At 61.0% G+C, this 18,712-nt stretch carries 15 protein-coding genes; 9 read left to right on the top strand and 6 right to left on the bottom strand.

Annotation, left to right across the window (positions count from 1 at the left end; translation table 11 throughout):
* Nucleotides 1–34: 34 nt before the first annotated feature.
* Both I6L49_RS04705 and I6L49_RS04700 read right to left on the bottom strand, forming a co-directional pair.
* Entirely contained in the window at nucleotides 35–1,150 is a 1,116-nt protein-coding gene (locus I6L49_RS04705; RefSeq protein WP_216950731.1) for a tetratricopeptide repeat protein, read from the bottom strand.
* Nucleotides 1,151–1,153: 3 nt separating this feature from the next.
* Entirely contained in the window at nucleotides 1,154–2,467 is a 1,314-nt protein-coding gene (locus I6L49_RS04700) for an anaerobic sulfatase maturase (protein WP_216950730.1), read from the bottom strand.
* Nucleotides 2,468–2,807: 340 nt separating this feature from the next.
* Between I6L49_RS04700 and sbcB the strand changes: the two genes are divergently transcribed.
* Nucleotides 2,808–4,235 (top strand): exodeoxyribonuclease I, encoded by a 1,428-nt coding sequence (sbcB, locus tag I6L49_RS04695; protein WP_216950729.1) that lies wholly within the window; start codon nucleotides 2,808–2,810, stop codon nucleotides 4,233–4,235.
* A 155-nt stretch (nucleotides 4,236–4,390) separates the two neighbouring features.
* The gene (locus I6L49_RS04690; RefSeq protein WP_005360277.1) at nucleotides 4,391–4,891 is read left to right on the top strand and encodes a hypothetical protein; all 501 of its coding nucleotides are present in this window, start codon (nucleotides 4,391–4,393) and stop codon (nucleotides 4,889–4,891) included.
* A gap of 65 nt (nucleotides 4,892–4,956) precedes the next feature.
* On the opposite strand, the gene I6L49_RS04685 is transcribed toward I6L49_RS04690, so the two are convergent.
* Nucleotides 4,957–6,666 carry a glycoside hydrolase family 36 protein gene (locus I6L49_RS04685; RefSeq protein WP_216950728.1) on the bottom strand — a complete coding sequence of 570 codons (1,710 nt, stop codon included), beginning with the start codon at nucleotides 6,664–6,666 and terminating at the stop codon, nucleotides 4,957–4,959.
* Between the two features lie 164 nt (nucleotides 6,667–6,830).
* On the opposite strand from I6L49_RS04685, the gene I6L49_RS04680 reads away from it, so the two are divergent.
* The 3 genes from I6L49_RS04680 to cdd all read left to right on the top strand — a co-directional run bounded on the left by I6L49_RS04680 (nucleotide 6,831) and on the right by cdd (nucleotide 8,940).
* The gene (locus tag I6L49_RS04680) at nucleotides 6,831–7,187 is read left to right on the top strand and encodes a CidA/LrgA family protein (RefSeq protein WP_216950727.1); all 357 of its coding nucleotides are present in this window, start codon (nucleotides 6,831–6,833) and stop codon (nucleotides 7,185–7,187) included.
* A complete protein-coding gene (locus I6L49_RS04675) occupies nucleotides 7,184–7,870 on the top strand; it encodes an LrgB family protein (protein ID WP_043850903.1) in 687 nt (228 codons plus the stop codon). The genes I6L49_RS04680 and I6L49_RS04675 overlap by 4 nt, the downstream gene beginning before the upstream one ends.
* A gap of 185 nt (nucleotides 7,871–8,055) precedes the next feature.
* The gene (gene cdd, locus I6L49_RS04670; RefSeq protein WP_005345271.1) at nucleotides 8,056–8,940 is read left to right on the top strand and encodes a cytidine deaminase; all 885 of its coding nucleotides are present in this window, start codon (nucleotides 8,056–8,058) and stop codon (nucleotides 8,938–8,940) included.
* Between the two features lie 134 nt (nucleotides 8,941–9,074).
* Here the strand turns inward: cdd and I6L49_RS04665 are convergent, their stop codons facing one another.
* Complete coding sequence (locus I6L49_RS04665) at nucleotides 9,075–10,460, bottom strand: tryptophanase (RefSeq protein WP_216950726.1); 1,386 nt, start codon at nucleotides 10,458–10,460, stop codon at nucleotides 9,075–9,077.
* 466 nt (nucleotides 10,461–10,926) lie between these two features.
* Between I6L49_RS04665 and I6L49_RS04660 the strand changes: the two genes are divergently transcribed.
* The 4 genes from I6L49_RS04660 (at nucleotide 10,927) to asd (ending at nucleotide 15,565) form a co-directional block, all read left to right on the top strand.
* A complete protein-coding gene (locus tag I6L49_RS04660; protein ID WP_005351594.1) occupies nucleotides 10,927–11,091 on the top strand; it encodes a DUF2256 domain-containing protein in 165 nt (54 codons plus the stop codon).
* Nucleotides 11,091–12,611, top strand: coding sequence for a cryptochrome/photolyase family protein (locus I6L49_RS04655; RefSeq protein ID WP_216950725.1), 1,521 nt, complete (start codon nucleotides 11,091–11,093; stop codon nucleotides 12,609–12,611). The genes I6L49_RS04660 and I6L49_RS04655 overlap by 1 nt, the downstream gene beginning before the upstream one ends.
* A 223-nt stretch (nucleotides 12,612–12,834) precedes the next feature.
* Nucleotides 12,835–14,100, top strand: a complete 1,266-nt coding sequence (locus I6L49_RS04650) for a D-amino acid dehydrogenase (RefSeq protein WP_216950724.1) — start codon at nucleotides 12,835–12,837, stop codon at nucleotides 14,098–14,100.
* A gap of 352 nt (nucleotides 14,101–14,452) precedes the next feature.
* Nucleotides 14,453–15,565, top strand: coding sequence for an aspartate-semialdehyde dehydrogenase (gene asd, locus I6L49_RS04645; RefSeq protein WP_040065702.1), 1,113 nt, complete (start codon nucleotides 14,453–14,455; stop codon nucleotides 15,563–15,565).
* A gap of 105 nt (nucleotides 15,566–15,670) precedes the next feature.
* On the opposite strand, the gene fdhD is transcribed toward asd, so the two are convergent.
* Nucleotides 15,671–16,537: a formate dehydrogenase accessory sulfurtransferase FdhD gene (gene fdhD, locus I6L49_RS04640; RefSeq protein ID WP_254127540.1), complete on the bottom strand. Its 867-nt coding sequence runs from the start codon at nucleotides 16,535–16,537 to the stop codon at nucleotides 15,671–15,673.
* The gene (locus tag I6L49_RS04635; protein WP_216950723.1) at nucleotides 16,534–18,666 is read right to left on the bottom strand and encodes a sigma 54-interacting transcriptional regulator; all 2,133 of its coding nucleotides are present in this window, start codon (nucleotides 18,664–18,666) and stop codon (nucleotides 16,534–16,536) included. The genes fdhD and I6L49_RS04635 overlap by 4 nt, the downstream gene beginning before the upstream one ends.
* Between the last annotated feature and the right edge of the window lie 46 nt (nucleotides 18,667–18,712).

Below are 18,712 nucleotides of genomic sequence, written 5' to 3'. Positions count from 1 at the left end.
AACCTGACCTGTGCAGTAAGAGAAGTGGCAGCCATCACTGGCCAGCGGAAACCGGCGGCGTGCTCGTCTTGCTCGCGCGCTTGCTATTGAGCTCGGCCAGCACCTCGGGGGGCGCTATCTTGCCAAGTTCACTCATGCAGGCGTCGCTCTTGGGGTGATCGTGGCGAAGGTAGATATCGCACACCGCATAGAGCTGCTCCGGCGCGCCGGAGATCCGGTAGGCAAGCTCGAACGAGCCGATGGCTTTCTCGAGATCCAGCGGCTCTTGCAGCACCCCGTTGAGATACCAGAAGTAGCTGTTATTGCCAGCGAGCTCCGCTGCCTGTGCCATGGTGACTGCCGCTTCGCTCTTCTGATCGAGGCGCACCTGGGTCAGCGCCTTGGCGTAATGGAGATTGGCATTCTGCGGCAACGCAAGAATCCCCTTGTTGAGCAAGGCCAGCGCCTCGGCATCCCGTTGCTGGGCCCGCAAGTTGTCAGAGAGGCCAAGCCAGAGCTGGGGATTATCGGGCTGATTGGCAAGCAGTTGTTCGTAGCTTGCCTGCGCCTTGTCCCACTGCCGGGTCCAGCGATAGAGATCTGCCTGCAACAGCTGCTGCGCAGGGTCCTGCTGCCGGGCGAGATACTCGCTCACCTCCGCTAGCGGCTGGCCAATGGCGCTCAGTTGCCCCTCATTCATGGCGCCATAATCGCGCGCCAGATTGAGGGTAGCGGCGCGGCGAACCTCGGCACTGCTGTCAGCCAGCAGCGGTGAGAGCAGTCGCCAGCGGTGCGCAAACTGATAAGGGTCAGCAGCCACGACCGCAGCTTCTCGCACCAGCGCACTCTCGTCGCGCAGAGTTCTGGCCACCGCCACCAGACTGTTCTGGTTCGGATAAGCCGCCAGCTGGCGCAGGGCATCGGCCCGCGCCACCACTGGCAGGGAGATATCCTGCGCACTGTAGGCCCACTGCTGGATCTGGGCGGCTGAGGGCGCACTGGCCGCCACGGATGCGGTGGGTGCCCCATTCGCTGATGTGGTGACCGGCGGCTCAGGGCTGGCTACCGCCAGCGCTGCGCCAGACAGGGTCATGCCAAGGGCCAGCCACAAGGCGCCCATGGTGCCGGAGCGGGTGTGACGGAACTCGCAGCGACTCAACATGCTCTGCATCGCTTATTTCCTCTGACCATGTGTCATGACGCCGTTATTCATCCCCGCATCACGATACTTGCCATGGGCCACCGGATAACCGGCACGGCGCAGGATATAGGCCATCGACTGATCGATATGGCTGAAAAACTTGTACCAACCGGCACAGAGGTAATTCAGACCTGCCTCCCCTTCGTGGGTGCGAATAAAGCGGTTCTTCGGGCACTCCCCATAGCAGGCAAACTGGTAGTCACACTGTTGGCACTGGCGGGCCAGGCTGCGCGATTTGGCAAAGCCGAACGCTTGCTGGGCGGGCGAATACGCCAGCTCACTGAGCGGCTGATGGTGGATATTGCCGATCTTGTACTTGGGATAGACATAGTGGTCACAGGCAAACACATCGCCGCTTGGCTCCATCGCCAGCCCCTTGCCGCAGATCTCCCCCAAGGTACAGAGGGGGTTCTTGCGTCCCATCCAGGTCTCGACACTCGCCTCGAAATATTGCACGAAGACCCGTCCCAGATCCCGCTGCACCCACTCATCGAAAATGGTAATGAGAAAATCCCCCCACCCCTCGGCCGAGACGCACCAGGGCTCGACCACCGAATTTTTGTGCCAGGGATTGAGGCGTTTGTCCCCCTGCTTGAGTTGCTCCTGCGGTTGCCAGGTCTGGGGCGCGGTGGTGCGAAAACTCTTCTGCTCGACGATGGGGATAAACTGCATCTGGGGCGACTTCACCTCGTCGCGCAGGAAGCGATAGACCTCCAGCGCATTCTTGCTGGTGAGGTTGTTGACGCAAGTCAGGGTGGCAAATTTCACTTTGTATTTATGCAGCAACGCCACCGCCGCCATCACCTGATTGAAGGTACCGCGCCCGGCTCGGTTGACCCGATAGGCGTTGTGCAGCAGCTCGGGGCCATCGATGCTCAGACCGATGAGAAAGTTGTTGGCGGCCAGAAATTCACACCACTCATCGTTGAGCAGGATGCCGTTGGTCTGCAGGTCGTTGGCAATCACCACCCCTTGCGGCTGGTATTTGCGCTGCAACTCGACCACTTTGCGAAAATAGTCGAGCCCGAGCAGGGTTGGCTCGCCACCCTGCCAGGAGAAGATGATCTCGGGGGTATTCTGCCCCTCGATATATTGGCGGATATAGGTTTCAAGGGTCTGCTCATCCATCTGGGGCGAACACCCCTTCTTGTATTCCAGCAGATCCTGCTTGCTGAGGTAGTAGCAGTAGGTACAGTCGATGTTACACACGGCCCCGATAGGTTTGGCCATCACATGCATCCGCTTGGATGCCTTGCCGTTGAACTGTGGACCCTGAGTAATCACCATAACTGCACCACCTGCAAAATTGCTGTTTTGAGGCCTGCAGTCTAAAGGCTCCCGCTGTCACACGCTGGTTATACCCCTTATAACCAGCGGATATGGGACCAGGCTAACATTCTGATGTCATAAAAAATCATCGCATCCTACGAGATAAATTGGTCGTATAGTCCCGGTGAGCAAGACAGAAGTGCATAAGATATCGGGAGCAACCGCCCAATAAACCACCACCTGCACGGCTCGCCCTTCGTTCTGCCTGCGCTATGGTTTACCATGCACACAATTGTGGTGCCTGGCACCGCCCACCCAGGCGCTAGCCGCCGTCATCGGATACCTCATCTCGAGCAACATGAGCAAAACAGCACACGCGGGCAACGAGCCAACATTCTACTTCCACGACTACGAGACCTTCGGCATCAGCCCCGCCAAGGACAGGCCGTCGCAGTTTGCCGGTATTCGCACCGATGCGGATTTCAACATCATTGGCGAGCCACTGGTGATTTATTGCAAACCGCCGGCTGATTATCTGCCAGATCCGGAGGCGTGCCTCATTACCGGTATCACGCCACAAAAAGCGATGAAGGATGGGCTGTGCGAGGCGGATTTCATTCGCCAGATCCACGAGCAGTTCGCCACGCCGAATACCTGTGTGCTGGGCTACAACAGCATCCGCTTCGATGATGAAGTGACCCGCAACACCCTCTATCGCAACTTCTATGACCCCTATGCCTACAGCTGGCAGAACGGCAACTCCCGCTGGGACATCCTCGACATGCTGCGGGCCTGCTATGCCCTGCGCCCGGAGGGGATCGAGTGGGCCTTTGACGATGAGGGGAAACCGAGTTTCAGACTTGAAAAGCTGACGGTCGCCAACGGCGTCGCCCACGCCAATGCTCACGATGCACTCTCCGACGTGCTGGCAACCATCGAGATGGCCAAGCTGGTGAAAAAAGCCCAACCCAAGCTGTTTGGTTATCTCTTTGATCTGCGTAACAAAAACAAGGTGAAGGCGCTGATTGACGTGGTGACCATGAAGCCGCTGGTGCACGTCTCCGGCATGTTCTCCCCCTGGCAGGGTTGTGCAAGCTGGGTCTCGCCACTTGCCTGGCACCCCACCAACCAGAACGCGGTGATCATGGTGGATCTGACCCGTGACCCCACCCCGCTCATTGAACTCTCCAGCGAAGAGATCCGCGAGCGCCTCTACACCAAGAAAGAGGAGCTGGGGGATCTGGCAAGCATTCCGGTGAAACTGGTACACATCAACAAGTGCCCGGTGCTGGCACCGGCCGCCACCCTGACCGCGGAGCGCGCCGACGAGCTCGGCATCAATCGGGAGCAGTGCCGCAAGAGCCTGGATCTGCTGCGCGCCCACCCCGAAGTGCGGGAAAAACTGGTGGAAGTGTTCAATCAGGAGTTTGCGGGCAGCAATGACGGCGATCCCGATACCCAGCTCTACGCCGGTTTCTTCGGTCACGGCGACAAGTCCACCATGGATCTGGTGCGTGCCACCCCTGCGGATCTGCTGGGTGAGCGAGAGTTCGCCTTTACCGACTCCCGGCTGCCGGAGATGCTGTTCCGCTACCGCGCCCGCAACTGGCCACACACCTTGAGCGAAGCAGAGCAGAAACGCTGGCGCCTGCACTGCAGCGACTACTTCAGCCGCCGTCTGCCGGACTACGTGCCCCGTCTCGAGGCGCTGGCCGAGCAGAACCAGAGTAACGAACGGAACTTCGCGATTCTAAAGAGTCTCTATCACTATCTGGAAGATTTATGAGTTGTGAGTAGTTTCACAATAAATCCTCTCCGCTCATCCCCTTCTTCAGGTCATAATGACGAAGGGGATTTCCCCAAAAACCAATATCTTGCAACATCCTGAGCGGATGTCTCCCAAGCAAGAGATCTCTTTGGCCGAACGGAAGCCATTTGCTGATGCCTCGTCACCACGCACTGCTCGGATTACTGGCCCTGCTGCCACTGGCAGCCAACGCCGCATACCGGTTCGATGTGCCGGATTATCTTGCTCGCCTGCCCGAGCAGACCTATCGCATCGTAGAACAGAACTTCAACACCCTTTATCAGCAGACTGATTTCACTCCCCTGATCACCAACAGCTACTTCAACGGCTCCCATCTCTACAAGTTTGTCGGGGTACCGCTGGCCATCAGCGCCCAGTCAGGTTTCCAGCTGGAGGTGTTTGGTCAGGTCTATAACCGCGCTTCGCAAGCCTATATGCACCTGAGCGAGGACATGTCCCTCTATCGGGTGATGCGGGTCGATCTGATGGGGAACCCCAATGATCAGTTGGCCATCGGTTTTGGTCTGGGGGTGCCCATCACCCCGTTGCTGACCCTCAAGGCGATCGCCTCCGGCAGTGACATCCCGGGCTATGGCTCTGCCAAATACGCCGTCGGTTTTGAGTGGCGTTACTGATAACCGCTGATTGAAACAATTCAGGCTCCGTGATGGAGCCTGAATTGTTTATGGTGACGCTGTGATCAGGTGTAGTGGATCACCCGCCCTTCGCCCCCTTGCAGGGTGACAGCCGTACCGACAGCCTGCTCCTGCCAAAAATCGGTTCCCCCTTCCGGCAGCAGAAACTCCTGTGGTTGCCCCTCCCAGTTGAACAGGCAGAGCAGAGTGCCACCCTCGGGCAGGCTTACTTCGCCGCAGGCAAAGTCCATCGACTCGAAACGGGCAGAGGGTGCCCGGGCGGCGCAGAGCGCCAGCAACTTGCACAGTTGCGCCGCTTGCTCCTCATCGAGATCTTGCAGTCGATCACCGGCCAGCATCATGCCGCTGCTCGCCACCAGCGCAGCCAGATGGAAACTGTAATCCGCCTTGCTTGCCTGCTGGCTTGGCAGATCCCTTAGGCAGATGCAGTCGGGGTCGAGGGCCCAGAGCTTGTCATTTTGCCAGGCGCGGCAGAAGGCCTCGCGGGCGATCTGGCGATAGCGGTGGCCGTTGCGCTCCACATCATCACTCACCCGCATGCCGTGCACCAGCCCAAGACTTGGCCAGATGGGCGCATTGCAACCGAGCAGGAAAGCACCTTCACCTGCACCACGCAGGATGGCGGCCATGCCGCGCCGATAGGCCTCAACTCGGGTAGCGGCCGGATCGTGGAAACGACCACCGTGGATGGCGCCCCAGAAGTTGGCATCGAGCTTGAAGTAGTGGATGCCCCACTGCTCGCGCAGGGTGCGGAACACCTGCTCAAGGTGCGCCTGCACCTCGGGGTGGGTGCCGTCCAGCACATACCAGGGGGTGCAGCGCCAGCCGCCAAAGGTGACCCGCTCGGAGGGGAGCGGCAGGCCGTCATCCCCCTTCACAAACCAGTCGGGGTGACCCTGAAACACCTGTGAACCGGGCTCTGCAATAAAGGGAGCGACCCAGAGGGCGGGCTCGCAGCCAGCCTGTTTGATCTCCGCAGCCAATGAAGCAACACCTTGCTCGAACTTGGCCGATGGTGTGAGCCAGTCGCCCATCTTGGCCTGATAGCCGTCGTCTATCTGCACATAGTGCAGGGCCGGGAAGCGCTCGGCACGCACCAGCAGGTTCTCGCGAATATCGGCAGCGCTCACCTCGGCGTAGTAGTGATACCAGGAGCACCAGCCGCTCGGGCGCTCACTCACCTTGCCGATCAGCGAGCCATGCTCAGCCTCGATCAGCCGTGCCAGCTCGGCCAGCAGATCCTCGCGCTCCGCCCCTTCGAGGCAGATCAGCGCCTCGCTCTGCCAGTGCTCACCGGCCGCAAGTTTTCGCCCTTCGCAATTCATCAGGATCTGCAGGCGACCATCAGGATAGAGGCGAAACTCCCCGCCAAAACGGTGGCAGCTGGCAAAGGCGAGCAGCAACCACCCCTTGCCATGCTCCACCAGCAACAGGTTGTGAATGGTGTGAAAGCCATTGTCATTGGTGATGCGATAGACGCTTGCATCGGGGCAACGGCCGACATGTTGCGGTGATTGCCAGCAACCCATGGTCTGGGCCAGCATCTGGAATCCTTCGCCATAGATGGCGCTCTCCACCGGCAGGCCAAGCTTGCCGTCAAACAGCACCCAGCGCTCAACCGGAGTGGCATCAGCGCCGGTGTTGTCGAGTCGCACCCGGCACAGGGGCCCTTCCCACTGACGGGTTTGCAGCAGATGGGGTGGCAACGCATTATCGTTCGCCAGCTGGCGAACTCGGGACAAGAGGGATGTCATCACTACTCCTTGTAGTTCGAAAAGGGTTCTATCAGACGATGTTCAACAGATAATCTGCATACAAATCAGCTTCAAACGAACTGATTTCAGTTGTTATTGTTTTAATGCCGCGACCCGGCCTCTCTGGTAAACTGCGATTTTTCTTCCCAGTCGATGAGGTTCACGTGATCGCGCAACGCGCCTTGCTGTACTTTCGTGACTTTATGGTCATCGTCGCCTGCCTGCTGGCAGGCAAATCCGTGGCAGCCATCCTGCCTTTCGCCTTTCCCGGCAGCATCATCGGCATGCTGCTGCTGTTTGTGCTGCTCTCCCTGCAACTGATCAAGCTGCACTGGATCGAGCTGGGGGCAGGCTTGCTGCTGCGCCACATGGGCGTGCTGTTCGTGCCGGTCGCGGTCGGACTGGTGGCCTGGCTTGAGCCCCTGCGCCAATCCTTCGGCGTCATCATGCTCTGCATCGTGCTCGGGATCGTGCTGATCCTCGCCACCGTCGGTCGGCTCTACCAGAGGATGAACAAATGATCTTCTGGCTCGCAATTCCCCTGACCCTGGCGCTCTATTTCGCCACCCGCGCCCTCTATCGACGCCTGCCCTGGCCCATCATCAATCCGGTGCTGGTGCCGACCGCGGTGATCATTGGCCTGCTGCTCTGGTTCGATCTGCCCCTTGAGCAGTACGAGCGCGGCAGCAGCCCCATCACCATGCTGCTGGAGCCCGCCGTGGTGGCGCTGGCGCTGCCGCTCTATCAGCAAGCGCGCCAGATCCAGGCCAAGCTCAAGCCCATCCTAATCTGTACCCTCGCCTCCGTCTTGATCTCGGTGTGCACAACCCTGCTGATCGGTCATTTTATGGGCACAGATCCGGCGCTGCTCGCCTCATTGGCGACCAAATCCATCACCACCCCGCTCGCAATGAGCGTCAGCCAGTCCATCGGCGGCATTCCCGCCATCGCGGCCGCCGTGGTGGTGGTGGTGGGAATTGTCGGCGCCCTGATCGGCTACCCGCTGCTCAAACTGTTCAAAGTGACCGACCCGGAAGCGCAAGGGCTCGCCATGGGGGCCTGTGCCCACGCCATCGGCACCGCCACCTCCGCCGAGAAGGGGATCACCCAGGGGGCCTTTGCATCGCTCGCCATGGTGGTGTGCGGGATCCTCACCGCGGCCGTCGCTCCCCTCCTTTTTGCCATCTATCACTGGCTCACCTGACCGATGATTAACCACCCCGACGGCTCTGCAGCGCTGTCGGGGTGCGACCTGCCGCACAATTTGCACAAGACAAACGTTTCCATTACCATCCCCCTCCGTTTGCCCATCAGGGCGTGAGCCTGCTCACACATTTACCCGAGCTTGCTCCCTACAATGGCCGCCCAATTGGCCTTTGAGGACACACTATGCATCCCCGTTTTGCCAAGCCATTCGATACCCTCTCTGCCCCGCTCAAAGCAGCCGTGCAGCCCATGCTGGATAGTGCCGACTTCAACGCCCGCTTCACGCCGGAGCAAGTCGCCACCCTGAAAGCCGCCACAGGTCTCGATGATCGCGCCCTGCGCCTCGCCCTGTTGCCGCTGGCCGCTGCCTGCTCGGTGGCGCCCATCTCCAAATTTTACGTAGGTGCCATCGCCTGTGGCCTGAGCGGCAGCTGGTACTTCGGTGCCAACATGGAGTTTGCTGGGCAAGGTCTGTTCCACTCGGTCCACGCCGAGCAGTCCGCCATTTCCAACGCTTGGCTGGGTGGCGAGACCGGGATCAGCGAAATCACCGTCAACTACACCCCCTGTGGCCACTGCCGTCAGTTCATGAACGAGCTGAGCACCGCCAAGATCCTGAAAGTCTCTCTGCCCGATGACTTGAGCGCCCTGCAATCCTTCCTGCCCCACTCGTTTGGCCCGGCGGATCTCGACATCACAGATGCGCTGATGAGCCCGCAGGATCACGCAGAGCTTGAGCTTCAAAGCGAAGACCCGCTGTGGCAGGCCGCGCTGGCCGCCGCCCGTCAAAGCTACGCCCCCTACAGTCAGGGCTATGCCGCGGTGGCGCTGCAGTTTGCCGATGGTCGCATCTTCTCTGGCCGCTACGCCGAGAACGCCGCCTTCAACCCCAGCCTGCCGCCGATGCAGATGGCCTGCGCCCATGCGGTGCTTAACGGCGAAGATCTCGCCACCATCCGCCGCGCCGTGCTGCTGGAGAACAAAAACGGCCAGATCAGCCAGCGTGACTCCGCCCAGTCCACCCTCAAGGCGCTGGGCTCCGTCGAGCTGGAGTATCAGGCGGTCTGACCCCGGCTTTGCGTCGATAAACGAAAGCCCCCGCACCTTGGTGCGGGGGCTTTTTTACTGGGCCGTTTAACCGGGAGCGACCGGTGATCTGCACAGTTTGGCGCGGTTGATCACCCCGTCTGACCGGTTGCTGATCAGACCGGTTTTAGCCGCGAAGTGAAGTGGCGCAGCAGCGGCGGCTCGTAGGCAAAGGTGAGACCGCGAATGTCGCTGGCCCGCGCTTTCAGCGCGATCAGGCAGTCGGCCACATAGTCCATGTGATCCCGGGTGTAGACCCGGCGCGGAATAGTGAGACGCAGCAACTCAAAATCCGCCGCCTCCTGCTTGCCAGTGGCAGGATCGCGCCCCAGCAACAAGGAGCCAATCTCCACCCCGCGCACGCCCCCTTCCAGATAGAGCTCGCAGGCGAGCGCATGGGCCGGAAACTGCTCGGCCGGAATATGGGGCAGCAGCTTTTTGGCATCCACAAACACCGCATGACCGCCGGTGGGGGTCTGGATCGGGATGCCCGCCTCGGCCAGCCGCTCACCCAGATAAGCCACCTGACTGATGCGATAGGTGAGATACTCCTCATCCATCCCCTCCCGCAGGCCGATGGCAAGCGCCGCCATGTCCCGCCCCGCAAGGCCGCCATAGGTGACAAACCCCTCCATCGCCACGCAGCGCACCTGCACGGCGCGAAACAAGTCGAGATCCTCTTTAAAGCAACAGAGCCCACCGATATTGACCAACCCGTCCTTTTTGGCCGACATGGTGAAGATGTCTCCCAGCGCGAACATCTGGCGCACTATCTCCTTGATGCTGCACTTGGCATAGGCCGGATCCCGCTCCTTGATAAACCAGGCGTTCTCGGCGAAGCGTGCGGCGTCGATCACCACCGGAATCTGGTGGCGACGAGCCAGCGCCGAGACCGCCTCCATATTGGCCATGGAGACCGGCTGACCACCGGCGCTGTTGCAGGTCACCGTGATGATGATGCCGGCCACGTTGGCGGCCCCCAGGGTCTCGATGGAGTCGGTCAGACGAGGAAGATCAAAATCCCCCTTCCAGGCATAAGGGGCCGTAGTATCGAGGGCTTTCGGGGTGAGCAGGTTGATGGCCCGCGCGCCAGCCAACTCCACGTGGGCCTTGGTGGTGTCGAAGTGGTAGTTGGAGATAAAGACAGGCGCCTTGCCCTTGCAGCGCTTGACCAGCTCGGGGAAGAGGATCTGCTCGGCCCCGCGCCCCTGGTGGGTGGGCATCACATGCTGGTAACCAAAAATCTCGCGCACCGTGCGCTCCAGCTCGACGAAGTTGCGGCTGCCCGCATAGGCCTCATCCCCCATCATGATGCCAGCCCACTGACGGTCGGACATGGCACCGGTCCCACTGTCGGTCAGCAGATCGATATAGACATCCTCGGCCAGCAGCAGGAAGGGGTTCCAGCCAGCGGCCTCGAGGGCGGCACGGCGCTCGGCGCCAGTGGTCTGTTTGATGGGCTCGACCATCTTGATACGAAACGGCTCGGGTATACGACGCATAAAAGACTCCCCACCGGCGCGGGGCCAGTGTGTTTGAAATTGGAATTAGAATTGGCAAAGAGGCCGGGGCGATCAGGGTCGTCCGGCTGACAAATTCAAACGGCGGGTGCCGCCAATCAGCGGTGAGGAAAGTCGAAGGTGAGAATGGGATCCCGGGTATACCAGTGGGCGAGCAGGCAAGCTGCCCGGGGCGTAGTTGTCATGATTGGCATCACTCCCCTCCATATCGGTTGTAGACAGTTGGTGGCCAACAAGATCCATTGATGGGTGCTGCCAACGGGCAGCCTCGCCACGTTAACGGCTGGTTAATTTGCAAACAAGGGGCGCACCGACGGGCTGTGCGCCCGCTCACAAAGTGCGCATCTGCGCGGCAAACTGGCAGTGAGGTTGATCCGCACGCGCCCGCGCTTCGTTATTCTCCCTACCCACACGCCACATCCCCCATCAGCCAGGGCCGGAAGCCATCATGCATCGCAAACCCCATCTGCCCGAGAAGATCTGCCCCGTCTGCCAGCGCCCCTTCAGTTGGCGGCGCAAGTGGGCGCGCAGCTGGGAGGAGATTCGCTACTGCAGCGAGCGCTGTCGCCACGCTCGTCACAGCAGCCAGCAACCTGAGGGGGAGCGAGTCTGATGGAGCTGCGCCTGATTCTCGGCGATCAGCTGAACGCCGGTCACAGCTGGTTTCGCACCCCGGATCCGGCAATCTGCTATCTGATGGCAGAGCTACGTCAGGAGACCGACTACTGCCACCACCATCGTCAGAAGGTGTTGGCCTTCTTTGCCGCCATGCGCGCCTTCGCGGCAGCCCTCACTCAAGCGGGCCACCGCGTCTGTTACCTGACCCTCGATGAGAGCGCCCGCTGTCCCGACTTGCCCAGCCTACTGGCAGCCCAAATCGCGGCGCATCAGGCCAGCAGCTTTGCCTGGCAGAGCCCGGATGAGTGGCGCCTCGCCAGCCAGTTGAAAAGCTGGGCGGCTGGCCTTGCCATCCCTGCCTCCGAGGTGGAGAGCGAGCATTTTCTCACTCCCCGCGATGGCTGGCAGCGCTATCCCCACAGCCGGATGGAGTTCTTCTACCGCGCCCTGCGAAAGCAATACCAAGTGCTGCTCGATGAGCGCGGCCAACCCCTTGGCGGGCGCTGGAATTTTGATGACGAGAACCGCGCCAAGCTGCCGGAGCGTCAGCCGATCCCGGAACCCCTCACCTTTGCCAACGAGGTGAGCGAGATTGATGCCATACTGACCCGCCACGGGGTCAGCACCATCGGCGAGGCAGATGCCAGCGCCCTACCGTGGCCCATCACAAGGCGCCAGAGTCGCGAGCTGCTCGCCCATTTTCTCACCCACTGCCTGCCTCACTTTGGCCGCTATCAGGATGCCCTGAGCGAGCGGGGCTGGAGTCTGTTTCACAGCCGCCTGTCGTTTTCCCTCAACAGCAAGATGCTTCATCCGCTTGAGGTGATCCGCGCCGCCGAATCCCACTGGCAGGCCAATCAGGCCACCATCACGTTGGCGCAGGTCGAGGGTTTTATCCGCCAGATCCTCGGCTGGCGCGAGTTTGTCCGCGCCCTCTACTGGGAGAAGATGCCCGACTACCAGCAGACCAATTTTCTCGGGGCCAACCGGCCGCTGCCCGGTTTCTTCTGGAGTGGCGAAACCAGGATGGCCTGCGTGCGACACGCCATTCGCCAGTCTCTTGAGCACGGTTACGCCCACCATATCCAGCGGCTGATGGTGACCGGCAACTTTGCCCTGCTGGCAGGGCTTGATCCTGACGAGGTGGATCAGTGGTATCTCGGTATCTATGTGGATGCCATCGAGTGGGTCGAGCTGCCCAACACCCGCGGCATGAGCCAGTTTGCCGATGGCGGCCTGATGGGCAGCAAGCCCTACGCCAGCAGCGGCGCCTATCTCGAGCGGATGGGCCACTACTGCAAGGGGTGCCACTATCAGGTCAAAGCCCGCCACGGCGACGGAAGTTGCCCCTTCAACAGCCTCTACTGGCACTTTCTCTGGCGCAATCGGGACAAACTGGGCGGCAATCCCCGCCTCGCCCTCCCCTATGCCAACTGGGATGGCCAAGCCGCCGAACAGCAGCAGGCCATTCTGGCGACGGCGGAGCAGTACCTAATCCAGCTGGAGCAGCTGTAAGCGGGCCATGCCCCCTGACACATACCCCTGACAACAGCGCAGCGATTTACGCTGGCAATCAGGCGCGTCATCGCACCAAACACCACTCCGTAACTGGCAGGCAGACGGAGATCCCAATCCTGCGCAGAGCGGTTGAATATCCTGTGGCGGCTGATTATGGTGGTGGCCACATCAAGGTTTCCATCAACCAAACATCAGAAAAACGAGTCTAAGGAAAGACGATATGGAGATAGTGGTTCTCGGTGGCGGCGTGATTGGGGTAACCAGCGCCTGGTATCTGGCCAAAGCGGGTCACAAGGTGACCCTGCTGGAGCGACAAGGGGGCGTCGCCCTTGAAACCAGCCATGCCAACGCCGGGCAGATATCCCCGGGCTATGCAGCCCCCTGGGCAGCTCCCGGCATCCCGCTCAAGGCGGCCAAATGGATGCTGCAAAAGCATGCCCCCTTCACGGTTCGCCCTACCGCCGACCCCTTCCAGCTGCGCTGGATGCTGAAGATGCTCGCCAACTGCACTCCGACCGCCTATGCCACCAACAAGGGGCGCATGGTGCGTCTGGCCGAATACAGCCGCGACTGCATGAAGCTGCTGCGCGACGAGCTCAACATCGATTACGAAGGGCGCCAGCTCGGCACCCTGCAACTGTTTAGAAGCCAGTCCCAGCTCGATGCCAGTCAGCGCGATATCGAGGTGCTGGAGGAATACGGCGTCCCCTACCAATCCCTTGATGCCAGCGGCTGCGAAGCGGCAGAGCCTGCTCTGGCGCGGGTGCGCGGCAAAATCGTCGGCGGCTTGCGTCTGCCCGGCGACGAGACCGGCGACTGCTTCCGCTTCACCAAGGCCCTTGCCCTTGAAGCCGAGAAGCTCGGGGTCAAGTTCGTCTTCAACTGCGATATCGACGAGATTGAGCAAGCCCGTGGCCGAGCCGTGGCGGTGCGGGCAGGCGAGCAGCGCTATCGCGCCGATGCCATCGTCTGTGCGCTCGGCAGCTATGCCACCGGCTTTTTGCGGCCGCTGCTGCGCCCGCTCGGGCTGGAGCTGCCTGTCTATCCGGTCAAGGGCTACTCCCTCACCCTGCCGATGATCAACGCCGAGGCCGCACCGCGCAGTACCGTGCTCGACGAGACCTACAAGGTGGCCATCACCCGTTTTGACGAGCGGATCCGGGTCGGCGGCATGGCGGAGTTGTCGGGCTACAACCTCGCTCTCAACCCCAGACGCCACGACACCCTGGCGATGGTGGTGGGCGATCTCTTTCCCGAAGGGGGCGATATCAGCCAAGCCGAGTTCTGGACCGGTCTGCGCCCCATGACTCCGGATGGCACCCCGCTGGTGGGGCCAAGCCCCATTCCCGGCCTCTGGCTCAATACCGGCCACGGCACCCTGGGCTGGACCATGGCGGCCGGCTCGGGTCAGCTTCTGTGCGATCTCATCAGCGGCAGCGAGCCCGCCATCAGCGATGAGGGGCTCACTCTGGCCCGTTACGGCTAAGCGCCTAAGCTGTCGGGCTGTTTCACTCGCCAACTACGCCCAGCAGAGGACGTTCTCAACCGCTTTATTGACAGGCCACCGCCAAAAACGGTGGCCTTTTCGTCTGATGTTGACCTTCTCCCTCCCCGTCTGCCTGAGCGGTAGTCTGGCTGCCGGTTAATGCAGCGAACGGCACAGAATATTGCGCAATTCGACTTGCACCCGCCGTCACAATCCGTAATGTGGATAGACGCATTTTTCGCAGCGCATATTTTTTAAATGGCTTGTAAACCGCTTGTAAACAGGCGTCGCCAGACAAGGGGTTACGGGTGTCACCGCGAGTTTCTTTAGCAGCAATCCAGGGTAGGACATTATGAAAAAAGTAGGTTTGGTCGGTTGGCGTGGCATGGTGGGATCGGTTCTGATGAGCCGGATGCAGGAAGAGCAGGATTTCGCCCATATTCAACCCACATTCTTCACCACCTCCCAGGCCGGTGAGGCCGCTCCCAACTTCGGCGTCGATGCCGGTACTCTGCAAGACGCCTTCGATATCGAGGCGCTGGCCAGGCAGGATATCATCATCACCGCCCAGGGCGGCGACTACACCAAGGATGTCTATCCGCGCCTGAAAGCCGCTGGCTGGCAGGGTTACTGGATTGACGCCGCCTCCTCCCTGCGGATGGAGAAAGATGCCGTCATCATTCTCGATCCGGTCAACGGCGACGTCATCGAGCAGGCCCTGAACGATGGCATCAAGACCTTCGTTGGCGGCAACTGCACCGTCAGCCTGATGCTGCTGGCCCTCGGTGGCCTGTTCAAGGCCGATCTGGTGGAGTGGGTGAGCGTGGCGACCTATCAGGCTGCCTCCGGTGGCGGTGCCCGCCATATGCGCGAGCTGGTCACCCAGATGGGGATGCTGCGTGACGAAGTGGCGGTCGAGCTGGCGGATCCCGCCTCCGCCATTCTCGACATCGAGCGCAAGATCACCGAGAAGACCCGCTCCGGCACCCTGCCGGTAGACAATTTCGGCGTGCCGCTGGCCGGTGGCCTTATCCCCTGGATCGACACCAAGCTCGACAACGGCCAGAGCCGTGAAGAGTGGAAGGGTCAGGCCGAAACCAACAAGATTTTGGGTATCGAGAATGCTGTCATTCCGGTGGATGGTCTCTGTGTGCGGATCGGCGCCCTGCGCTGCCACAGTCAGGCCTTTACCATCAAGCTGAAAAAGGATGTGCCGCTGGCGGAGATCGAAGCCCTGCTGGCTGCCCACAACGACTGGGTAAAAGTGATCCCCAATGATCGCGATATCACAGCCCGCGAGCTGACTCCGGCGGCCGTTACCGGCACCCTCAGCATTCCGGTGGGTCGTCTGCGCAAACTCAATATGGGCCCTGAGTATCTGGCCGCCTTCACCGTGGGTGACCAGCTGCTGTGGGGCGCCGCCGAGCCGCTGCGCCGCATGCTGCGTATCCTGCTGGCGCGCTAATCCGCCACAGAAGCAGATACAACAAGGGCGGGGAGTCACACTCCCCGCCCTTTTTTATTGCCAGTTTTTATAAGCCCTTTAGCAGGCTCTCACTCTTGCAGTCACTTAAAGCAGAATACGCTGACAGCCGCTGTAGATCTCGGCCCGCCCAGGGCGGCAAAAGCCCACCAGGGTGAGCCCCGTCTGCTCGGCCCGCTCGACCGCAAGCTCGGTGGCGGCGGAGATGGCGAGCAAGATCTCCACCCCGGCGCTGGCGCACTTTTGCACCATCTCGAAGCTGGCGCGGCTGGTCACCAGAATGGCGCCATCCCGCCGACCGCTGCGTTGCAGATGACCCACCAGCTTGTCCAGCGCAATATGGCGCCCCACATCCTCGCGAATGGCGAGAATGTTGCCTTCCCCGTCCAGATGCACCGCCGCATGGGTGGCGCCGGTGCGCTGGCCCAGCAGCTGGAGCGGGCGCAGCGCGCTCAGCACCTTGTCGATATGCCCTACCGCCAGACGCTGGCTGTCGGGCAAGCTTGGTTGGGTGCGGATCACCTGCTCCAGACTCTCGCTGCCACAGATGCCGCAACCGGTGCGCCCCGCCATGGTGCGCCGCTTCTCTTTGAGGCGATGGACGCAGCGATTGGCCAACGTGATATGCAGCTCAATCCCCTGACAGCCGTCGATCTGCTCGATATCGTGGATATCGAGCAGGCTGTCGATGATCCCCTCGGATAGCGAAAACCCGATGGCGAAATCCTCCAGATCGGAGGCCGAGCACATCATCACGCTGTGGGCGATGCCGTTGTAGACCAGCGCCACCGGCGTCTCGGAGGGGAGCGCCATTTCGCTGTCGCAGGTCAGCGCATCGGCGCGGTAGTGCACCACCTCGCGATGGATGGCGCAGCGGGCCAGTTCGTTCTGTTCGCTCTGTTCTCTCTGCTCGCTAAGCTCGCTCCGCGCCTCAAGCTCTATGGCCTCTCTCATGGTGCGACCCCGTCAATGATCTCGGGATCTCGGGCTGAAATACCGAGCCGCTTCATTTTCGAAAGCAAGGTGGTGCGCTTCATACCGAGGCGGTTGGCTGCCCCCCGCTCGCCAGCGACTATGCCGTTGCAGTCGCGCAGGGCCGCGATGATCGCCTCGCGCTCATCGGTCGGCCCCTCCTCGGCAAAGAGCGGCGTGGCGGGCTCGTCATACACCAGGGTCTCAATCTTGTGATAACCCTTGAGTGGCATCAGCTCATCGGGCGAGAGGTTGAGCACATGGCCGCGGGTCATCACCACGGCGCGCTCGATGACGTTCTCCAGCTCGCGGATATTGCCGTACCATGGGAGTGACACCAGCATTTTCATGGCATCGGCGGGGATCGAGGTGATGGTGCGGCGCATCCGCTTGGCAATCTTCTTGATGAAGAAGTTGACCAGCAGCGGAATATCCTCGCGCCGCTCGCGCAGCGGCGGCAGCTCGATGGGAAAGACATTGAGGCGGTAGTAGAGATCGCTTCGAAAGCGCTTGTTCTTGACCATGGAGAGCAGATCGCAGTTGGTGGCGGCCACCAGCCGCACATCCACCGCTATTGGGTTGCTGTTGCCGACCCGCTCCAGCTCGTGCTCCTGCAATACCCGCAAGAGTTTGGGCTGCAAGTCCAGCGGCATATCCCCCACTTCGTCGAGGAACAGGGTGCCCTTGTGGGCCCGCTCGAAGCGGCCGATACGCTGGGTCAGGGCACCGGTAAAGGCCCCCTTCTCGTGGCCAAACAGATCGCTCTCGATAAGGCCGGTGGGGATGGCGGCGCAGTTCACCTTTACCATCTCGTGGTCGTGGCGGGCACTCAGGGCGTGAATGGCCTGGGCGATCAGCTCCTTGCCGGTACCGGTCTCGCCGAGGATCAGCACCGTGCTGTCGCTCTCGGCCACCAGCCGCACCTTCTCCAGCACGCTCTCCATCACCGCGCTCTGGTAGATGATGTGGGGGAACTCCCCCTGCATCTGCGGCTCGTTGATGCGAATGGTCTTCTCGCGGGCCCCCGTGGTGTTGGAGATCTCCTGCTGGGCCTGCACGTTGTTCATGGCAATGGCGGTGCGTGCCGCCACCTGCTCCAGCAGAGAGATATCGATATCGGCAAAGAAGTCGGCGTTGGGGTGCGAGAGGATCAACACCCCCAGCAGGTTGCCCCGATAGCGCAGCGGCAAAATGCAGGAGCTGTCGGCCTCGGGCGGCAGGATCTGGGAGGTAAAGCGGCAGCGATTGCTGCAACCGTGACCATGTTCGCGATAGACAAAAAACGGCTCGCTGTGGCCAAGGGCCCCCTGCAGGCACTTCTTTTCGAAACAGGAGTGATCGATGATGCCCGGCTGCTCGCTCTGGTGCTGATTGACCAGATAGCTTTTGAAGCTGTCGGAGGTGGCGTTGTACTCCGCCAGACACAAGCTGCTGATGCCGAAGTGGTGGTGCAGGATGGCAAACAGACTCTTGGGCAGCTCGGCGATGCGCACCAGTTTGATCACCGCGTTGGTCACATCCACCAGAATTTTGCAGCTGTCGCGCTCAAGGCGCAGGGAGTTGGCCTGCTCCAGGGTGCGCTCCTTGTCGAGCACGTTCTCCAGCGCAATGGCGATAATGGCCGCCAGCTGGGTCAGTTTGGCAAGGGTCTCCATGGTGAAGCTGTCGAGCTGGGTGTTGATAAACTCGACTCCACCCAAGTGGCTGCGGGCGGTGGTGATGGGGAGCTGGCAGTAGGAGCGCAGCCCCCCGTAGACCCCTTCGTCGTCCAGAGCCGGGCAGCGATTCTCAAAGCGGGCGGCAGCGAGAATGATGGCCTGTTCCGAGGTCTCTTTGGTAGGACGGGGGGAGAGGTGCAGCTCTGCCTTGGGGCAGACCAGATGCTTTGGGCCGGAATGTCCCATGAAGTAGAAAATGGCCTCCTCGTCCGCACCCATGTTGAGGATCAGGTTGACCCGGGTCACGCCGCCGAAGCTGGCATCTATCTTGTTGAGTTTGTGGATAAAATCATCGAGCGTCACGGCCGACAGGAGGGATTTGGAGAGCAGGAGGAAACCGTCGTCCCAGATGGGAGAGATCTCGTCCAGGGGGATGGCACTCACATTTAGCATTGCGGCCTCACGTTATATCGATTTAGTCACCAGTCAGGCTGTCCAT

The organism is Aeromonas sp. FDAARGOS 1419 (assembly GCF_019047045.1).
Classification (GTDB): domain Bacteria; phylum Pseudomonadota; class Gammaproteobacteria; order Enterobacterales; family Aeromonadaceae; genus Aeromonas; species Aeromonas veronii.
The sequence above is the reverse complement of the archived record's forward strand: the minus strand, read 5'-3'. Positions and strand labels throughout refer to the sequence as shown.

Coding starts and splice junctions, on each gene's coding strand:
- I6L49_RS04665 (WP_216950726.1), bottom strand. CDS start 10,460: ATGCGTCGTATACCCGAGCCGTTTCGTATCAAGATGGTCGAGCCCATC.
- I6L49_RS04655 (WP_216950725.1), top strand. CDS start 11,091: ATGGAGCTGCGCCTGATTCTCGGCGATCAGCTGAACGCCGGTCACAGC.
- cdd (WP_005345271.1), top strand. CDS start 8,056: ATGCATCCCCGTTTTGCCAAGCCATTCGATACCCTCTCTGCCCCGCTC.
- I6L49_RS04705 (WP_216950731.1), bottom strand. CDS start 1,150: ATGCAGAGCATGTTGAGTCGCTGCGAGTTCCGTCACACCCGCTCCGGC.
- I6L49_RS04700 (WP_216950730.1), bottom strand. CDS start 2,467: ATGGTGATTACTCAGGGTCCACAGTTCAACGGCAAGGCATCCAAGCGG.
- asd (WP_040065702.1), top strand. CDS start 14,453: ATGAAAAAAGTAGGTTTGGTCGGTTGGCGTGGCATGGTGGGATCGGTT.
- I6L49_RS04660 (WP_005351594.1), top strand. CDS start 10,927: ATGCATCGCAAACCCCATCTGCCCGAGAAGATCTGCCCCGTCTGCCAG.
- I6L49_RS04675 (WP_043850903.1), top strand. CDS start 7,184: ATGATCTTCTGGCTCGCAATTCCCCTGACCCTGGCGCTCTATTTCGCC.
- sbcB (WP_216950729.1), top strand. CDS start 2,808: ATGAGCAAAACAGCACACGCGGGCAACGAGCCAACATTCTACTTCCAC.
- I6L49_RS04690 (WP_005360277.1), top strand. CDS start 4,391: ATGCCTCGTCACCACGCACTGCTCGGATTACTGGCCCTGCTGCCACTG.
- I6L49_RS04685 (WP_216950728.1), bottom strand. CDS start 6,666: ATGACATCCCTCTTGTCCCGAGTTCGCCAGCTGGCGAACGATAATGCG.
- I6L49_RS04635 (WP_216950723.1), bottom strand. CDS start 18,666: ATGCTAAATGTGAGTGCCATCCCCCTGGACGAGATCTCTCCCATCTGG.
- fdhD (WP_254127540.1), bottom strand. CDS start 16,537: ATGAGAGAGGCCATAGAGCTTGAGGCGCGGAGCGAGCTTAGCGAGCAG.
- I6L49_RS04650 (WP_216950724.1), top strand. CDS start 12,835: ATGGAGATAGTGGTTCTCGGTGGCGGCGTGATTGGGGTAACCAGCGCC.